Annotated in this window: 13 protein-coding genes and 1 tRNA gene; 6 read left to right on the top strand and 8 right to left on the bottom strand. The window is 72.5% G+C overall.

Annotated features, from left to right (window positions below):
- Positions 1 to 182: 182 nt before the first annotated feature.
- From rsrA to ACFQ87_RS37620, 4 genes are all read right to left on the bottom strand, one after another.
- The gene (rsrA, locus tag ACFQ87_RS37635; RefSeq protein WP_380615445.1) at positions 183 to 602 is read right to left on the bottom strand and encodes a mycothiol system anti-sigma-R factor; all 420 of its coding nucleotides are present in this window, start codon (positions 600 to 602) and stop codon (positions 183 to 185) included.
- Entirely contained in the window at positions 599 to 1,249 is a 651-nt protein-coding gene (locus ACFQ87_RS37630; RefSeq protein WP_167349734.1) for a sigma-70 family RNA polymerase sigma factor, read from the bottom strand. Before ACFQ87_RS37630 ends, rsrA begins: the two co-directional genes overlap by 4 nt.
- Positions 1,250 to 1,672: 423 nt before the next feature.
- The gene (locus ACFQ87_RS37625) at positions 1,673 to 2,311 is read right to left on the bottom strand and encodes an alpha/beta family hydrolase (protein ID WP_380615444.1); all 639 of its coding nucleotides are present in this window, start codon (positions 2,309 to 2,311) and stop codon (positions 1,673 to 1,675) included.
- 62 nt (positions 2,312 to 2,373) lie between these two features.
- Positions 2,374 to 3,126, bottom strand: a complete 753-nt coding sequence (locus ACFQ87_RS37620) for an SOS response-associated peptidase (RefSeq protein WP_380615443.1) — start codon at positions 3,124 to 3,126, stop codon at positions 2,374 to 2,376.
- A gap of 139 nt (positions 3,127 to 3,265) precedes the next feature.
- Between ACFQ87_RS37620 and ACFQ87_RS37615 the strand changes: the two genes are divergently transcribed.
- From ACFQ87_RS37615 to hisN, 5 genes are all read left to right on the top strand, one after another.
- Entirely contained in the window at positions 3,266 to 3,991 is a 726-nt protein-coding gene (locus tag ACFQ87_RS37615; RefSeq protein WP_380615442.1) for a M50 family metallopeptidase, read from the top strand.
- 94 nt (positions 3,992 to 4,085) lie between these two features.
- The gene (gene aroA / locus ACFQ87_RS37610) at positions 4,086 to 5,417 is read left to right on the top strand and encodes a 3-phosphoshikimate 1-carboxyvinyltransferase (RefSeq protein WP_380615441.1); all 1,332 of its coding nucleotides are present in this window, start codon (positions 4,086 to 4,088) and stop codon (positions 5,415 to 5,417) included.
- Between the two features lie 15 nt (positions 5,418 to 5,432).
- Entirely contained in the window at positions 5,433 to 6,488 is a 1,056-nt protein-coding gene (gene rsgA / locus ACFQ87_RS37605; protein ID WP_380615440.1) for a ribosome small subunit-dependent GTPase A, read from the top strand.
- Between the two features lie 119 nt (positions 6,489 to 6,607).
- Entirely contained in the window at positions 6,608 to 6,931 is a 324-nt protein-coding gene (locus ACFQ87_RS37600) for a DMT family transporter (protein WP_380615439.1), read from the top strand.
- Between the two features lie 94 nt (positions 6,932 to 7,025).
- Complete coding sequence (gene hisN / locus ACFQ87_RS37595) at positions 7,026 to 7,823, top strand: histidinol-phosphatase (protein ID WP_380615438.1); 798 nt, start codon at positions 7,026 to 7,028, stop codon at positions 7,821 to 7,823.
- A gap of 192 nt (positions 7,824 to 8,015) precedes the next feature.
- On the opposite strand, the gene ACFQ87_RS37590 is transcribed toward hisN, so the two are convergent.
- On the bottom strand, positions 8,016 to 9,491 hold the full coding sequence (locus tag ACFQ87_RS37590) for a catalase (RefSeq protein WP_380615437.1): 1,476 nt from the start codon (positions 9,489 to 9,491) through the stop codon (positions 8,016 to 8,018).
- A gap of 104 nt (positions 9,492 to 9,595) precedes the next feature.
- Here ACFQ87_RS37590 and ACFQ87_RS37585 point away from each other — a divergent pair, with 104 nt between their 5' ends.
- Entirely contained in the window at positions 9,596 to 10,009 is a 414-nt protein-coding gene (locus ACFQ87_RS37585) for a Fur family transcriptional regulator (RefSeq protein WP_380615436.1), read from the top strand.
- A 39-nt stretch (positions 10,010 to 10,048) separates the two neighbouring features.
- Here ACFQ87_RS37585 and ACFQ87_RS37580 read toward each other — a convergent pair whose 3' ends face one another.
- The 3 genes from ACFQ87_RS37580 to ACFQ87_RS37570 all read right to left on the bottom strand — a co-directional run bounded on the left by ACFQ87_RS37580 (position 10,049) and on the right by ACFQ87_RS37570 (position 15,497).
- Complete coding sequence (locus ACFQ87_RS37580; protein WP_380615435.1) at positions 10,049 to 12,022, bottom strand: tetratricopeptide repeat protein; 1,974 nt, start codon at positions 12,020 to 12,022, stop codon at positions 10,049 to 10,051.
- Between the two features lie 374 nt (positions 12,023 to 12,396).
- Positions 12,397 to 12,470: transfer RNA gene (locus tag ACFQ87_RS37575), tRNA-Met, on the bottom strand.
- 66 nt (positions 12,471 to 12,536) lie between these two features.
- On the bottom strand, positions 12,537 to 15,497 hold the full coding sequence (locus tag ACFQ87_RS37570) for a UPF0182 family protein (protein WP_380615434.1): 2,961 nt from the start codon (positions 15,495 to 15,497) through the stop codon (positions 12,537 to 12,539).
- Between the last annotated feature and the right edge of the window lie 185 nt (positions 15,498 to 15,682).

Raw genomic sequence — 15,682 nt, 5'->3', positions numbered from 1 at the left:
GGAACCACCAAAACACATCAAAGGGGTGGAAGGAAGGAGGAAAAAAAGAGGAAGAGCCTCTGGACCCCCCTCTCCCTGGTCCCGCTGAACTCATTGCCCGAACCGCCGGGCCGCCCTCGTCGACGGGCCGGCGCGCTACCGCTTCCGGCCGGCGGCCGCGTAGCCGCGCGTCGACCGGCCGCTCACTCCGCCGGTGCGCCGGCCTCGACCGGCGCACCGGGGCGCACGGCCGGCTCCTCGGCCGCGCCCTCCTGCGCCTGGGTCATGGTCGGTGCCGGACGGGCGGACTCGGCGTGCACCTCGACCGAGGTCTCCGCGGCGACCACCACCGGCTCACCCGAGCGCTGCCCGGCCCGGATCGAGTCGATCCTCGCCAGCACCTTGCCGCGCAGGTCGGTCGGGGTGTCGTCGCAGCCGCAGGAACGCTTGATCAGCGCCTTGATCGCCTGCTCCAGCCCGTACTGCTTCAGGCACGGCGAGCACTCCTCGAAGTGCACGCGCAACTTGGCGCAGTCACCCTCGGGCATCTCGTTGTCGAGGAATTCATAGAGGTGGTCGAGGACCTCGCCACACTCCGTTTCGTGCGGATCGCCGCAGCTCATGAGCCCGAGCCCTTCGCTTCCTGCCCTGCCCCGCTGCCGGCCGGGACCAGCCCGCGCTCACGGGCGTAATCCTCCAGCATGCCGCGCAGCTGCCGGCGGCCGCGGTGCAGCCGGGACATCACCGTACCGATGGGAGTACCCATGATGTCCGCGATCTCCTTGTACGCAAAGCCTTCTACGTCCGCGAGATAGACGGCGATCCGGAATTCCTCCGGAATGGCCTGGAGCGCGTCCTTCACATCGCTGTCGGGGAGGTGGTCGAGCGCCTGGGTCTCGGCCGAGCGCAGACCGGTCGACATGTGCGACTCGGCCCGGGCCAGCTGCCAGTCCTCGATCTCCTCCGCCGCGGTGCGCTGGGGCTCCCGCTGCTTCTTGCGGTACGAGTTGATGAACGTGTTGGTGAGGATGCGGTACAGCCAGGCCTTGAGGTTCGTGCCCTCACGGAACTGGTGGAAGGACGCGTACGCCTTGGCGAACGCCTCCTGGAGCAGGTCCTCCGCATCCGCCGGGTTGCGCGTCATGCGCAGCGCCGCCGAGTACATCGGATCCAGGTAGCCCAGGGCGTCGCGCTCGAAGCGCTCCCGCCGGGCCTCCTCGGTCTCCTCCGCCGACACCCGGAAGGTGTCCTCGCCGATCGCCTCGGCCAGCTCCTCACCGGTGAGCGCCTCGTCCGCAGGCAGGGCCTCGTCCGGGCCACGGCCCGGCTCGGCCTCGTGCTCGGTCCCGACGACCGGACCCACCTCCTCGGCATGACGGGAGCGACCCACGGCGGGCCGCCCAGAAATGGAGGATATCGGGCTGACGGGCTTCTCGCCCGCGTCGAGCCACTCCGACCACGAGGGAGCGAACGCCGTCGTGGCCTCGCGCTCCTCAGGCCGTTCGGGGCACGCGATCGAACCCATCTGCCCTGCCTCTCACCGGTGACTCGTGCTGACGGACACGACAACCACCCGCACCCCGCCCGCATTCCCGCCCGCACGCACCATTCACTCGCACGGGTGAGCGATCACGAACTCCCTGCTCACGGCCGCCCCGGGCCCCCTGCCCACACCCGCCCGGCGACGACCCGCTCACACCAGCCGCAGCACCCAGTCCCCCACCGCCGAGCAGATCAGCCCCAGCACCTCGTCCTCCCCGACCGGCGCCCGCTTGGGCACCGCGAACCCGTGACCGCCGTACGGCACCTCCACCAACTCGTGCCCCCGCGGCAGCTCCGGGAACTCCGCCGGCCCGCCGAACGGGTCCGCCGTGCCCTGCACCACCAGCGTCGGCAGCCCCGACTCCAGCAGTTCCTGCGCCCGGCTCCTCTCCGGCTTGCCCGGCGGGTGCAGCGGGAACGCCAGCGCCACCACCCCCACCGCCCCGGTCGACGCCCCCGTACGGCACGCCACCCGCGCCCCGGCGCTGCGCCCGCCGACCACCAGCGGCACCCCCTGCCCGGCCAGCCGCTCCGCCACCGGTCGCCAGCCCAGGTCCAGGGTCTTCGGCGCCGGGCCCAGCTTCCTGCCCGCCACCCGCCAGGGCTGCTCGACCAGCGCCACGGTGATCCCGCGCGGCGGCAGCCGCTCGGCCAGCGCCACCAGGTCCGGCGCCCCGGTCCCGCCGCCGGCGCCGTGCCCCAGCGCCAGCACGGCCCTCGGGGCGGCCGCCCGGTGATAGGTGATCCGGGCCTCGCCGGCCCCGGTGGCAACGAGTTCGGAGGTGGTCATCTCGGCGGCTCCAGCCGGCTTGAATCCAAGGACGTGGATCCGGGACGCGAGTCCGGGAAACGTCAGAACAGGGTGGTCTCGTACTCGGCCTCGACCCACGGCTCCTTGAGCTCCGGGCCGTTGTTGCGGATGCTGCCGACCGCCGGGGACACCGGGGTGGCCAGCAGCGCGCCGGGCGGCGGGGGTTCCAGCAGCCGGCGCAGCCGGTCCGGGTCGCTCGGCCGCGGGTCCAGCCACACGCCCCAGGACTCCCGGTCGAGGAACAGCGGCATCCGCTCGTGGATCGGCGCCAGCGACTCCTCGGCGTCCGTGGTGACGATCGTGAACGTCACCAGCCAGGCCCGCGGATGCTGCGGCGGCACCGCCCGGTCGCGCCAGAACTCGTACAGCCCGGCCAGCGCCAGCGGGCCACCGTCCGCCCGGGAGACGAAGAACGGCTTCTTGCGCGCCTTGCCCCGCTCGCCCGGCACCGTCTGCCACTCGTAGTAGCCGTCCACCGGCAATATGCACCGCCGCGAGGCGAAGGCCTGCCGGTACGCCGGCTTCTCGTGCACCGTGTCCGACCGGGCGTTGATCATCTTCACCGCCGTCCCGGCGGAGTCCGACCACGGCGGCACCAGCCCCCAGCGCAGCGCCCGCAGCTGCCGCAGCGGCCGCGGCCGCTCCTTGGACAACCGCTCCAGCACCACGAACGCGCTGTTGGTCGGCGCCACGTTCCAGTTCGGGTCCAGGGTCTCCTCGGGATCCCAGTACTCCACGTCGAACAGCTCGACGATGTCCTCGGGCTTGCTGCTGGCTGCGAAGCGACCGCACATGCGGGCCAGCTTGCCATGCCGCCCCTTCTCACCACTTCCTCATCCCCCGGCCGGAACCGCCCGTTCCCGCCCACCCGTCCCCGCATGGGAGGCTGCCCCGAACGGCCCAACGCAGCGAACGGAGGCGTAGACCCCCCCGATGAACGCCAACGACCAGAACCTCGGCGCCCTGTGGGGCCAGGTCACCGGCACCCAGGCCGCCCCGCCCGGCTGGCTCGTCCTGGCCACCGGCGCCGCCGCCCTGCTCACCGTCCTCGCCCGCCCGCTCTGGAACGTCGCCCGCAACGCCGTCACCATCGCCCACGAAGGCGGCCACGGCCTCGCCGCGCTCGCCACCGGCCGCAAACTCGCCGGCATCCGGCTGCACTCCGACACCTCCGGCCTCACCCTCTCCTACGGCCGCCCCACCGGCCCCGGCATGGTCCTCACCGCCGCCGCCGGCTACACCGCCCCCGCCCTGCTCGGCCTCGGCTGCGCCGCCCTGCTCGCCGCCGACCGGATCACCCTGCTGCTGTGGCTCGCCATCGCCCTGCTGCTGGCCCTGCTCATCCGCGTGCGCAACGCCTTCGGCCTGTTCACCGTCCTGGTCGCCGGCGGCGCCTTCTTCCTGGTCTCCTGGTTCGGCAGCGCCCAGGTCCAGGCCGGCTTCGCCTACCTCGGCTGCTGGTTCCTGCTCATCGGCGCGGTGCGCCCCGTCCTGGAGCTCCAACACCAGCGCCGCATCGGCTGGGCCCGCGACTCCGACGCCGACCAACTCGCCCGGCTCACCCACGTCCCCGCCCTCGCCTGGGTCACCGTCTTCCTGCTCGTCGCCCTCGCCTGCCTCGCCCTCGGCGCCACCTGGCTGCTCCAGCCCCTGCACTGACCGCCGCACCCACCCGCCCGGGGCGTGGGCGGGCGAGTATCGCCATGCGGCCACCGACCGGGGCCGTTCCGGTACGGCCCCTAGACTGGCCCACATGACCGAGACCCTGTGGCCCGCCCCCGTCGCCACCGCCCCCGTCGACGCCACCGTCACCATCCCCGGCTCCAAGTCGGTCACCAACCGGGCCCTGGTGCTGGCGGCACTCGCCGACGGACCCGGCTGGGTGCGCCGCCCGCTGCGCAGCCGCGACTCCCAGCTGATGGCCGACGGCCTGCGCGCCCTCGGGGTCACCATCGAGGAGAAGGTCAACAACGACTCCGGCGGCACCGGCGGCGGCGAGGCCTGGCGGGTCATCCCCGCCCCCGTCCTGCGCGGCCCCGCCAACGTCGACGTCGGCAACGCCGGCACCGTGATGCGCTTCCTGCCCCCGCTCGCCGCCCTCGCCGACGGCCCCGTCCACTTCGACGGCGACCCGCGCAGCCACGAGCGCCCCCAGCACGGCGTGATCAACGCCCTGCGCGCGCTCGGCGCCCGCATCGAGGACGACGGCCGCGGCACCTTCCCGCTCACCGTCCACGGCACCGGCGGCCTCGACGGCGGCCCGGTCGAGCTGGACGCCTCCTCCTCGTCCCAGTTCGTCTCCGCCCTGCTGCTCTCCGGCGCCCGCTACAACCACGGCGTCGAGGTCCGGCACGTCGGCGGCCCCGTCCCCTCCCTGCCGCACATCCGGATGACCGTCGAGATGCTGCGCCTGGCCGGCGCCCAGGTCGACGCCCCCGAGGACGGCGGCGAGAAGGACGTCTGGCGGGTCACCCCCGGCGCCCTGCTCGGCCGCGACCTGGTGGTCGAGCCCGACCTGTCCAACGCGGCGCCGTTCTTCGCCGCCGCCCTGGTCACCGGCGGCCGGGTCACCGTCCGCGACTGGCCCAAGCACACCACCCAGCCCGGCGACCAGCTGCGCGACCTCTACACCCGGATGGGCGGCGCCTGCGAGTTCACCGACGAGGGCCTGCAGTTCACCGGCACCGGCCGGATCCACGGCATCGAGGCCGACCTGCACGACGTCGGCGAGCTCACCCCGGTGATCGCCGCCGTCGCCGCCCTCGCCGACTCCGAGTCCCACCTGTACGGCATCGCCCACCTGCGCCTGCACGAGACCGACCGGCTCGCCGCGCTCGCCAAGGAGATCAACGACCTCGGCGGCGACGTCAGCGAGACGGAGGACGGCCTGCGGATCCGCCCGCGCCCGCTGCACGGCGGCGTCTTCCACACCTACGAGGACCACCGTCTGGCCACCGCCGCCGCGGTGCTCGGCCTCGCCGTGCGCGGCGTCGAGGTGGAGAACGTGGCCACCACCGCCAAGACCCTGCCCGATTTCCCCAAGATGTGGTCGGAGCTGCTCGGCGGAGCGGCGGCGGACGCCTGAGCGGAGACTGAAGCCATGCGCCGCTACGGCAAGGACGCCGACGAGGACGACATCCGCAACCGCCCCGCCCGCCGGGGCTCCCGGCCGCGGACCCGGATCCGGCCCAAGCACGAGGACGCCGCCGAGGCGATGGTACTGACCGTCGACCGCGGCCGGCTCACCTGCCTGATCGACCCGGGCACCAAGCAGGAGCGCCAGGTCGTCGCCATGAAGGCCCGCGAGCTGGGCCGCAAGGGCGTCGTCGTCGGCGACGTCGTCAGCCTGGTCGGCGACCTCTCCGGGGACACCGACACCCTCGCCCGGATCGTGCGGGTCGAGGAGCGCAGCTCCGTGCTGCGGCGCACCGCGGACGACGACGACCCGTACGAGCGGATCGTCGTCGCCAACGCCGAGCAGCTGGCCATCGTCACCGCCCTGGCCGACCCCGAGCCCCGCCCCCGGCTGATCGACCGCTGCCTCGTCGCCGCCTACGACGCGGGCATGGAACCGCTGCTGGTGCTCACCAAGTCCGACCTCGCCCCGGCCGCCCCGCTGCTGGAGTCCTACGCCCCGCTCGGCATCGCCTACGTCGTCACCCGCCGGGACGAACTGGAGACCACCGGCGCCGAGGCCGTCCGCGAGCACCTGCGCGGACGTTCCACGGTGTTCATCGGCCACTCCGGCGTCGGCAAGACCACCCTGGTCAACGCCCTCGTCCCGGACCGCCAGCGGCAGACCGGCCAGGTCAACGCCGTCACCGGCCGCGGCCGGCACACCACCGTCTCCGCCCTCGCGCTGCGGCTGCCCCCGCCGCCCGGCGCCAAGGCGGGCTCCAAGAAGGCGCTCAACTCCGGCTGGGTGATCGACACGCCCGGCTTCCGTTCCTTCGGCCTCTCGCACATCGACCCGTCCCGGGTCATCCACGCCTTCCCCGACCTGGAACCCGGCACCGTCGACTGCCCGCGCGCGTGCAGCCACGACGAACCGGACTGCGCCCTGGACGCCTGGGTCGCCGAGGGCCACGCCGAGGCCGCCCGGCTCTACTCGCTGCGCCGCCTGCTGGCCAGCAAGGAGTCCCGCGAGGGCGACTGAGGCTCTGCCCGTCCCCGCGGTCCATCGGCCGTTCGAGGTGTCGGAGCGGGCCCGCCTGGCGATCATAGGAAAGTCGGGCCGGGTACGGTCCGTCCGTCGATCGACAGGAAGGGCACGCGATGGCATGGGCCCTGGTGGTCCTGGCCGGCCTGCTGGAGACCGGCTTCGCGATCAACCTCAAGCTCAGCGAGGGCTTCACCAAGCTCTGGCCCACCGTCAGCTTCTGCGTGTTCGCCCTCGGCAGCTTCGGCCTGCTCACCCTCTCCCTGAAGAGCCTGCCGGTCGGCCCCGCCTACGCGGTGTGGACGGGCATCGGCGCGGCTGGCACCGCGATCTACGGCATGGTCTTCCTGGACGAGACCACCTCGGTGCTCAAGCTGGTCTCCATCTCCCTGGTGATCGCCGGCGTGATCGGCCTGCAGCTCAGCGGCACCGCCCACTAGCCAGGAGGCGTCAGGCGGGAGGCGTCAGGCGGGAAGCGTCCCGCTCCGCGAGCCCGGCTGTGCCGATCGGGACGGGCTCGCTAGGGTTTCGGACATGGCCGACTACCACGACGATCTCCGACTCGCCCATGTCCTCGCCGACTCGGCCGACTCGGTCACCCTGGAGCGCTTCCGCGCCCTCGACCTGACGGTCGAGACCAAACCGGACCTCACCCCCGTCAGCGACGCCGACAAGGCCGCCGAGGAGCTCGTACGCAGCGTGCTCCAGCGCGCCCGCCCGCGCGACGCGGTCCTCGGCGAGGAGTTCGGCCTGCAGGGCTCGGGCCCGCGCCGCTGGGTGATCGACCCGATCGACGGCACCAAGAACTACATCCGCGGCGTCCCGGTCTGGGCCACCCTGATCGCCCTGCTGGAGGACGGCCCGGACGGCGTCCAGCGCCCGGTGGTCGGCATCGTCTCCGCCCCGGCGCTGCAGCGCCGCTGGTGGGCCGCCAAGGGCCTGGGTGCCTTCGCCGGCCGCAGCCTGGCCAAGGCCTCCCGGATCCACGTCTCCGGGGTGTCCCGGATCGAGGACGCCTCCCTCTCCTACTCCTCCCTCACCGGCTGGGAGGACCGCGGCCGCCTCGACCCGTTCCTGGACCTCACCCGCGCCTGCTGGCGCACCCGCGCCTACGGTGACTTCTGGTCCTACATGATGGTCGCCGAGGGCGCCGTGGACATCGCCGCCGAGCCCGAGCTGTCGCTGTGGGACATGGCCGCGCCCTGCATCGTGGTCGAGGAGGCCGGCGGCCACTTCACCGGCCTGGACGGCATCCCCGGCCCCGGCGGCGCCGACGCCGTCGCCTCCAACGGCCTGCTGCACGAGGAGGCCCTGCGCCGCCTGAGCGTGTAGCTCTGCTACTCGCCCGCTCGCCTGCGGGGCGCTCGGACCCGGTGCCGACGGTCGGCGCTCCGGCGCTCGTGCCTCGCTGGTCGCTTCTCCCTTTCGACACCGGCGCGCCCCTTCGGCTCGGGGCGGGAATGGGTGCGGGCCCCTTGACCAGTTCGTGCTGGTCGAGGGGCCCGCCGCTTCAGCCGGCCCGGGCTACTGCTTGCGCAGCTCCCGCACCGCCGCCTCCAGCCGCTGCCCGTAGTCGGCGTCGGCCCTGCGGAAGTTGTCGACCGCCCGCTCCACGATGTCCTCGCGGTCGGCGGAGACCTTGGCGATGAAGCCCGCCAGGTTGGCGATCAGGCGCTGCTTCTCGTCCTCGGAGTACAGCCGGTACAGGTTGCCGGCCTGCACGAAGTCGTCGTCCTCGGCGTGCGCGGGCGTCGCGTGGTTGCCGGTGGGGCCGTCGACGGCGGTGGCGGCCCACAGCGGGCGGCCGGTCTGCACCGGGCCGCCGAAGCTGTTCGGCTCGTAGTTCTTCTGTCGCCCGTGGCGGCCGTCGTACAGGTGGCCGTCGCGGCTGTTGGTGCGGGCCTCGGTGGCGTGCGGACGGTTCACCGGCAGGTGGTCGGCGTTGATGCCGACCCGGTAGCGGTGGGCGTCCGCGTAGGCGAACAGGCGGCCCTGGAGCATCTTGTCCGGGGACGGGCCGATGCCGGGCACGAAGTGCGCCGGGGAGAAGATCGACTGCTCGACCTCGGCGAAGACGTTCTCCGGGTTGCGGTTGAGCTCCAGGCGGCCGACCTCGATCAGCGGGTAGTCGGCGTGCGGCCAGACCTTGGTCAGGTCGAAGGGGTTGAAGCGGTAGCCGGCCGCGTCGGCCGCCGGCATGACCTGGACCTGCACCGTCCAGGTGGGGTACTCGCCGCGCTCGATCGACTCGCGCAGGTCGCGCTGGTGGCTGTCCGGGTCCTCGCCGGCGAGCTTGTCGGCCTCGCCCTGGGTGAGGTTGCGGATGCCCTGGTCGGTCTTGAAGTGGTACTTGACCCAGAAGTGCTCGCCGGCCTCGTTCTGCCACTGGAAGGTGTGCGAGCCGTAGCCGTTCATGTGCCGGTAGCTGGCCGGGATGCCGCGGTCGCCGAACAGCCAGGTCACCTGGTGGGTCGCCTCGGGCGACAGGCCCCAGAAGTCCCAGACGTTGTCGGCCTCCTGCGAGCCGGTGTACGGGTCTCGCTTCTGGGTGTGGATGAAGTCCGGGAACTTGATCGCGTCCTTGATGAAGAACACGGGGGTGTTGTTGCCGACGAGGTCGTAGTTGCCCTCCTCGGTGTAGAACTTCACCGCGAAGCCGCGCGGGTCGCGCACCGCGTCGGCCGAGCCGAGGTTGCCGGCCACGGTGGAGAAGCGCAGGAAGACCTCGGTCTGCTTGCCGACCTCGGACAGGAACGCCGCGCGGGTGTACTGCGAGAGGTCGGCGGTCACCGTGAAGGTTCCGTACGCCGCGGCGCCGCGGGCGTGCACCACGCGCTCCGGGATCCGCTCGCGGTTGAAGTGCGCGAGCTTCTCGAACAGCAGCTGGTCCTGGATCAGGGCCGGGCCGCCGACGCCCGCGGTCTCGGTGTTCTGGTTGTCGGCGACGGGGGCACCCGCCTCCGTGGTGAGGGTCGGGCGCAGCTCGTCCTGCGTGGTCATAGCGGGTGCCTCCGAGGGATCCGGTCGTGATGACACGATCCTAACTTGGACTTTGTCCAAGTCAACACTGGAACCAAACTCAGAGCGTGACTTACTCTGGTGCCATGAGCGACCTGCTGGAGAGACTGCGCGGACACGGCTGGCGGCTCACCTCGCAGCGCCGGGTGGTGGCCGAGGTCCTCGACGGCGAGCACGTCCACCTCACCGCGGACGAGGTGCACGCGCGCGCCGCTGCCCACCTGCCCGAGATCAGCCGCGCCACCGTCTACAACACGCTCGGCGAGCTCGTCGCCCTCGGCGAGGTGCTGGAGGTCGCCACCGACGGCCGCGCCAAGCGCTACGACCCCAACGCCCACCGCGCCCACCAGCACCTGGTCTGCTCCGGCTGCGGCGCGATCCGCGACGTCCACCCGCACGGCGACCCGCTCGCCGACCTCCCCGCCGCCGAGCGCTTCGGCTTCACCGTCACCGCCGCCGAGGTCACCTACCGCGGCCTGTGCCCCGACTGCAGCCCCTGACCGGCAGCCGGGGCCGACGGGCACGTTCGAGGCGACGGGCTACGCGCTGAGCTCCGCGTGCAGCGCGCCCAGCAGCCGCCCGGCCCGCTCGGCGACCTCGGCCGGCCCGTAGTCGATCGCCCGGCGGCACCAGTTCTCGGCCTGCACCGGCTCGCCCCGGCGCAGCGCCAGCAGCGCCAGGCGCAGCGCGGCGCGCCCGTGCCCGGCGTCGGCGGCCCGGGTGTACCAGAGCATCGCCTCCGCCTCGCTGTCCTGCCGGGCCAGCAGCAGCCCCAGGTTGAACGCGGCGCTGCGGCTGCCCGCCTCGGCGGCCCGCCGGTACCAGCTCTCGGCGATCTCCAGCGCCCCGCGCTCGGCCGCCCGCACGCCCATCCGCACCTGCGCCCGCCGGTGCCCGGCGTCAGCCGCCACCGCGTACCAGTGCTCGGCCTCGGCGTCGGCGTCCCCGCGCCGGTCCAGCACCGAGGCCAGCCGGAACGCGCCCTCCGCCGAACCGCCGGCCGCCGCCTGCCGGTAGCGCTCCAGCGCGCCGGGCAGGTTGCCGCGCTGCTCCTGGGCGACGGCCAGCTGCAGGGCCGCCTCGCCGTGGCCCTCGGCGGCGGCCCGCGCGTACCACTCCTGGGCCTGGTGGTGCTGGCCGCGCCCGGCGTGCAGCACGCCGAGGTTGAAGGCGCCGTCGACGCTGCCGGCCTCGGCGGCCTTGGAGAACCACGGCTCGGCGCCGGACTCGTCGCCGCGCTGGAGCAGCACCACGGCCAGCGCGTTGCAGGCCTCCCGGTGCCCGGCGTACGCGGCCCGGCGGTACCACTGCTCGGCCTGCTGCTCGCGGCCGGTGCCGGCGCAGAGCAGGCCGAGGTTGAAGGCGCCGTTCTGGTCGCCCGCGTCGAGGGCGGTGCGGTACCAGTGCTCGGCCTGCTTGGCCTCGCCTCGGCTGGCGTGCAGGGCGCCCAGCGCATTGGCGGCGTTGCCGTCGCCGGCCTCGGCAGCCTCCCGCCACCACTCGGCGGCGGCAGCGACGTCCCCGGAGTCGCGCAGCAGGAAGCCGAGCGCGCAGGCGGCGCGCGGCTCACCGTTCTGGGCGGACTGGCGGTACCAGCGGGCCGCCTCGTCCAGCAGCGACTGGTCGGTGCGGGCGCGCTCCTCCAGCAGCACGCCCAGGCGCAGCGCGGCGCGGGGGTGGCTGCGGGCGGCGGCGGTGCGGTACCAGGCCTCGGCGGTGTCCTTGTCCCCGGCGGCCTCGCGCATCCGGGCCAGCCGGTAGGCGGCCTCGCGGTGCCCGGCGTCGGCGGAGACCTTGAACCAGCGCTCGGCACGCACGTCGCGCCGGTGCTCCATCAGGTCGCCCAGCGCGTAGGCGCCGAGCGGGTGGCCGTGGTCGGCGGCGAAGTGCAGCCAGTACTCGGCGGCCTCCTCCTCGCCCTGGTCGCGCAGCTGCAGCCCGAGCGCGTGGGCGGCCGGGGCGCTGCCCGAGACGGCGGCCTGGCGCCACCACTGGCCGGCCTCGGCACGGTGGCCCTGCTGGTGCAGCAGCACGCCGAGGTTGTTGGCGGCGGCGCGCAGCCCTGCGGCCGCGGCGGCGCGCAGGTAGGGCTCGGCGTCCTCCAGGTCGCCGCGGCGCAGCAGCAGGGTGCCGAGCCGGCTGGCGGCGTCCGCGTCGCCGTCGTCGGCGGCCTGCCGGTGGCGGGCCTCCAGGGCGGCGCACTCGCGGGCGGCCAGCGCGGTCTCGAAGCTGGTCGGGTCCAGGCCGGCCGGGTCCAGCGCGGCGCCGACGGGCGCGTCCTCGCCTGCCGCGCCGTACGCGCCGACGGCGGCGGAGAACTGACGGGTGGACACGTGGACCAGGCTGTCCGGGCCGAAGCCGCCTACCGAGGGACGTTCGGACAGTCCGCTGGTGCGCTGGGCGGGCAGGGCTCCCGGGCGGCCGTCGGGGCTCTCGGCGCTCTCAGCCCAGGCGTCGGTGTCCGCCTCGGCGGCCGCACCGGACTTGGACCCTGACTTGCCGATCAGCCTCATGCCGACTCCCGCTCCCCCAGAGTGTCGCGGCATCGTGCCCCGGCCCGCGGCCGGAGGGACTCGCGGGAGAGGCGCCGGACCCGACGGCCGGTCAGCAACCGCGCACCGTCCCCCATGTGTCCCATCGTCGCATCACCCGCTACCCGCGTACACCTGCCCCGGCCGAATTCGGGCGGGGCGAACCCGAAGCCGACGAAATTGCTTCGGCGCTTTGTCGATTTCCCGACACTTCCACCCCACAAACCCCAATGCCGTCCCCGTTGGCGACGGTCGATAGTACCGGAGCGGTTCCCCCCGCTTGGGGAGGGAAACGCCCGAGCCCGGAAAAGCGAAGGGCCCGGAGGAAGAATCCTCCGGGCCCTTCGGCTACTGAGTAGCGGGGACAGGATTTGAACCTGCGACCTCTGGGTTATGAGCCCAGCGAGCTACCGAGCTGCTCCACCCCGCGTCGGTGGTTAAACCATAGCACGGACACGGGGTGGAACCGAAAACGGTTACCGCAGCTCAGCGGGGACTACGGGGTCGGGCTCGGCGACCCGGACCCCGTCGGCGTCGCCGGCGGGGTCGGCGCCGGGCCGCCGCCGCGGGCCGCGTCGGCGGCCTTCAGGGCGTCGCCGAGCGCCTTCTGGGCGTTGCCGTACGCCGCCCAGTCGCCGTTCTTGAACGCGGTCTGGGCGTCGTTGTACGCCTTCTCCGCGTCCGCGAGCGCCTTCTGCAGCTCCGGCGAGATCGTCCCGCCCGGCGCCGGGGTGGCCGGCCCGGTGGGCGAGGGCGTCGTCGGCGAGGTCGGAGTCCCGCCGGTGCCCGAGGTGGACGGCGCGGTCGGGGTGGTCGCCGGGGCCGCCCCCGCGAACACCTTCTTCAAGGCGTCCTCCAGGGTGTTCTCGAACGCCACGTTGTCGTCCCCGTACACCGCCAGGACCTTCTGCAGCGTCGGGTACTTGGCGCCGCGTCCGCGCACGTACACCGGCTCGACGTTCAGCAGCCCGTTGCCGACCGGCAGGGTCAGCAGGTTGCCGTACTCCAGGTCCGAGTCGCCGCCGCTCTTCAGCAGCGTGATCTGCGAGGCCACCTCCTGACGGGAGTTGAACTTCGACTGCACCAGGCCCGGGCCGGGCGCGCCGCTCTCCCCCGTCATCTTCAGGATCCGGATCTTCCCGTAGTCGTCGCCCGGATCCGCGTCCACCGCCATGAACGCCGCCAGGTTCGGCCGCTGGTTCGGCACGAAGGTGCTGGTCAGCGAGAAGCTCGCGGCGTTGGTGTCCGGCATCCGCACCGTCACGTAGTACGGCGGCTGGACCTGCTTGGTGTCACTGGTCGGGTCCACCGGGACCTGCCAGATGTCGCTGCCGTTGAAGAAGGAGTTGGCGTCCGTCACGTGGTACTGGCCCAGCAGGTCGCGCTGCACCTTGAACATGTCCTGCGGGTAGCGCAGGTGCGGCAGCAGCGACTGCGGGATGTCCGCCTTCGGCTCGACCGTGCCGGGGAAGGCCTTCATCCAGGTCTTCAGCACCGGGTCCTTCTCGTCCCACTGGTAGAGCTTCACCTCGCCGGTGTAGGCGTCCACCGTGGCCTTGACCGAGTTGCGGATGTAGTTGACCTGGTTGGCGACGGCCAGCAGCTCACCGCGCTGGTTGGTCAGCGAGTCCTTGGTCGCCGTGCCCAGCGTCGTCTTCGACGAGAACGGGTAGCCGTCCGAGGTGGTGTAACCGTCCAGCACCCAGACCACGCGGCCGTCCTGCACCACCGGGTACGGGTCGGCGTCGATCGACAGCCACGGCGCGACCTTCTCCACCCGCTCCTTCGGCGTCCGGTTGTAGATCACCTTGGCGCCGTCGGTGATCGCCCCCGCGTACAGGATCTGCGGCTCGGCGAAGCGCACCGCGTACGCGGCCCGGGTGATCGGGTTGTCCAGCGAGACCCCGCTGTCCCCGGAGTAGGTGTACTCGGCGTTCTGACCGGTCTTGGGGTCGGTGTAGTCGATCTCCTTGTTCGAGCCGCCGACGATCGAGTACGTCGTCGTCTTCTCGCCGTAGTAGATCCGCTGCTGGTAGTCGCCCAGCGTGCCGGTGGCCGGCAGACCCGACTCGCTGAACACCGGCTGGCCCCGGTCGTCGACCTGGTTGCCCTTGGCGACCACCGCGCCGTAGCCGTGGGTGTACTTGAAGTGGTCGTTGATCCAGTTGCGCTGCACCCCGTTGAGGTCCAGCTCGCGCAGGCCGATCACGGTGTCCTGCTTGCCCGCGCCCGTGCCGTAGCGGTCCACGTCCAGCGTGCTCGGGAAGGCGTAGTAGTTGCGCTGCTGCTCCAGCGACTGGAACGTCGGCGAGACGATGTTCGGGTCCAGCAGCCGGATGTCCGCGATGGTCTGCGCGTCCGGCTTCAATGCGTCCGCGTTGGTCGAGCCCTGCGGGCTGTACTGGGTGGTCTGCGCGTCCGCGATCCCGTACGCCTGGCGCGTGGCGTCGATGTTCTTCTGGATGTACGGCGTCTCCTTGGCCTGCTCGTTCGGCTTGACCTGGAACTGCTGCACGATCGCCGGGTACAGCCCGCCGATCAGCACCGCCGACAGCACCATCAGCCCCAGCCCGATCAGGGCCGGCGCCCAGGTGCGGCGGATCGGCGTCAGGAAGAACAGCACCGCGCAGATGATCGCGACGAAGAACAGGATCGTCTTGGCCGGCAGGAACGCGTTGGCGTCCACGAAGCGCAGGCCCGTCCAGCCCGAGACGCCCTTGTACGAACCGGTCTTCACCGCCAGCGCGTACCGGTCCAGCCAGTACGCCACCGCCTTCAGCAGCACGAACACGCCCAGCAGCACCGCCAGGTGCCCCTGCGCGCCCGCGCTCGCCCGCCGCCCGGGGCCCTGCAGCCGCAGCCCCCCGTACAGGTAGTGCACCAGCGCCGAGGTCAGCAGCGAGACGATCACCGCGCTGAACGCGAAGCCCAGCACGAACTCGTAGAACGGCAGGTCGAAGGCGTAGAACGAGACGTCCATGCCGAACTGGGCGTCCTTCTCGCCGAAGGACGTCGCGTTCGTCCACATCAGCCAGGTCCGCCACTGGCCCGACGCCGCCGCGCCCGCCACCAGACCGATCACCAGCGAGACGCCGATCAGCGCCCAGCGCTTGAACGGCGCCAGCCCCGCCCGGTAGCGGTCCAGGCTCTGCTGCTCGACCGACATCGCCGACAGCGGCGGGCGCAGCCGGTGCGCCAGCCAGACGTTGAAGCCGACGATCACCGCCATCAGCAGGCCGAACACCGCGAACAGCCCGATCTTCGTCCACAGCTGGGTGGTGAACACCGAGGAGTAGTGGACCGACCTGAACCACAGCCAGTCCGTCCAGAACCCGGCGAACATGACGAACAGCAGGAACAGCACCGCGAGCACGCCCAGGGTCAGCAGGGCCACCCGCGCCCGCCGGGAGGGCGGGCCTACCCTGCGCCGGAAACCCGGCCCTGAGCGTTCCGGCATCTGGAATACCACGGTGGCACCTCAGCTGTGTCGTCTGGAATCGGTCGGTCGTCAGAGCAACTTAACCAGGCTTCTACCGAGTTCCCACCGTTACTGAAATTGAATGAGTGGTGTCGGGGGCTGGCCGGGGTCAGCCATCCATGATCAGTCCGGCTTGGGTGAGGCATCCGTCGATCAGATCCGGG

The sequence above is a fragment of the Kitasatospora sp. NPDC056531 genome (assembly GCF_042794375.1).
In the GTDB taxonomy this organism is placed as follows: Bacteria; Actinomycetota; Actinomycetes; order Streptomycetales; family Streptomycetaceae; genus Kitasatospora.
The sequence above is the reverse complement of the archived record's forward strand: the minus strand, read 5'-3'. Positions and strand labels throughout refer to the sequence as shown.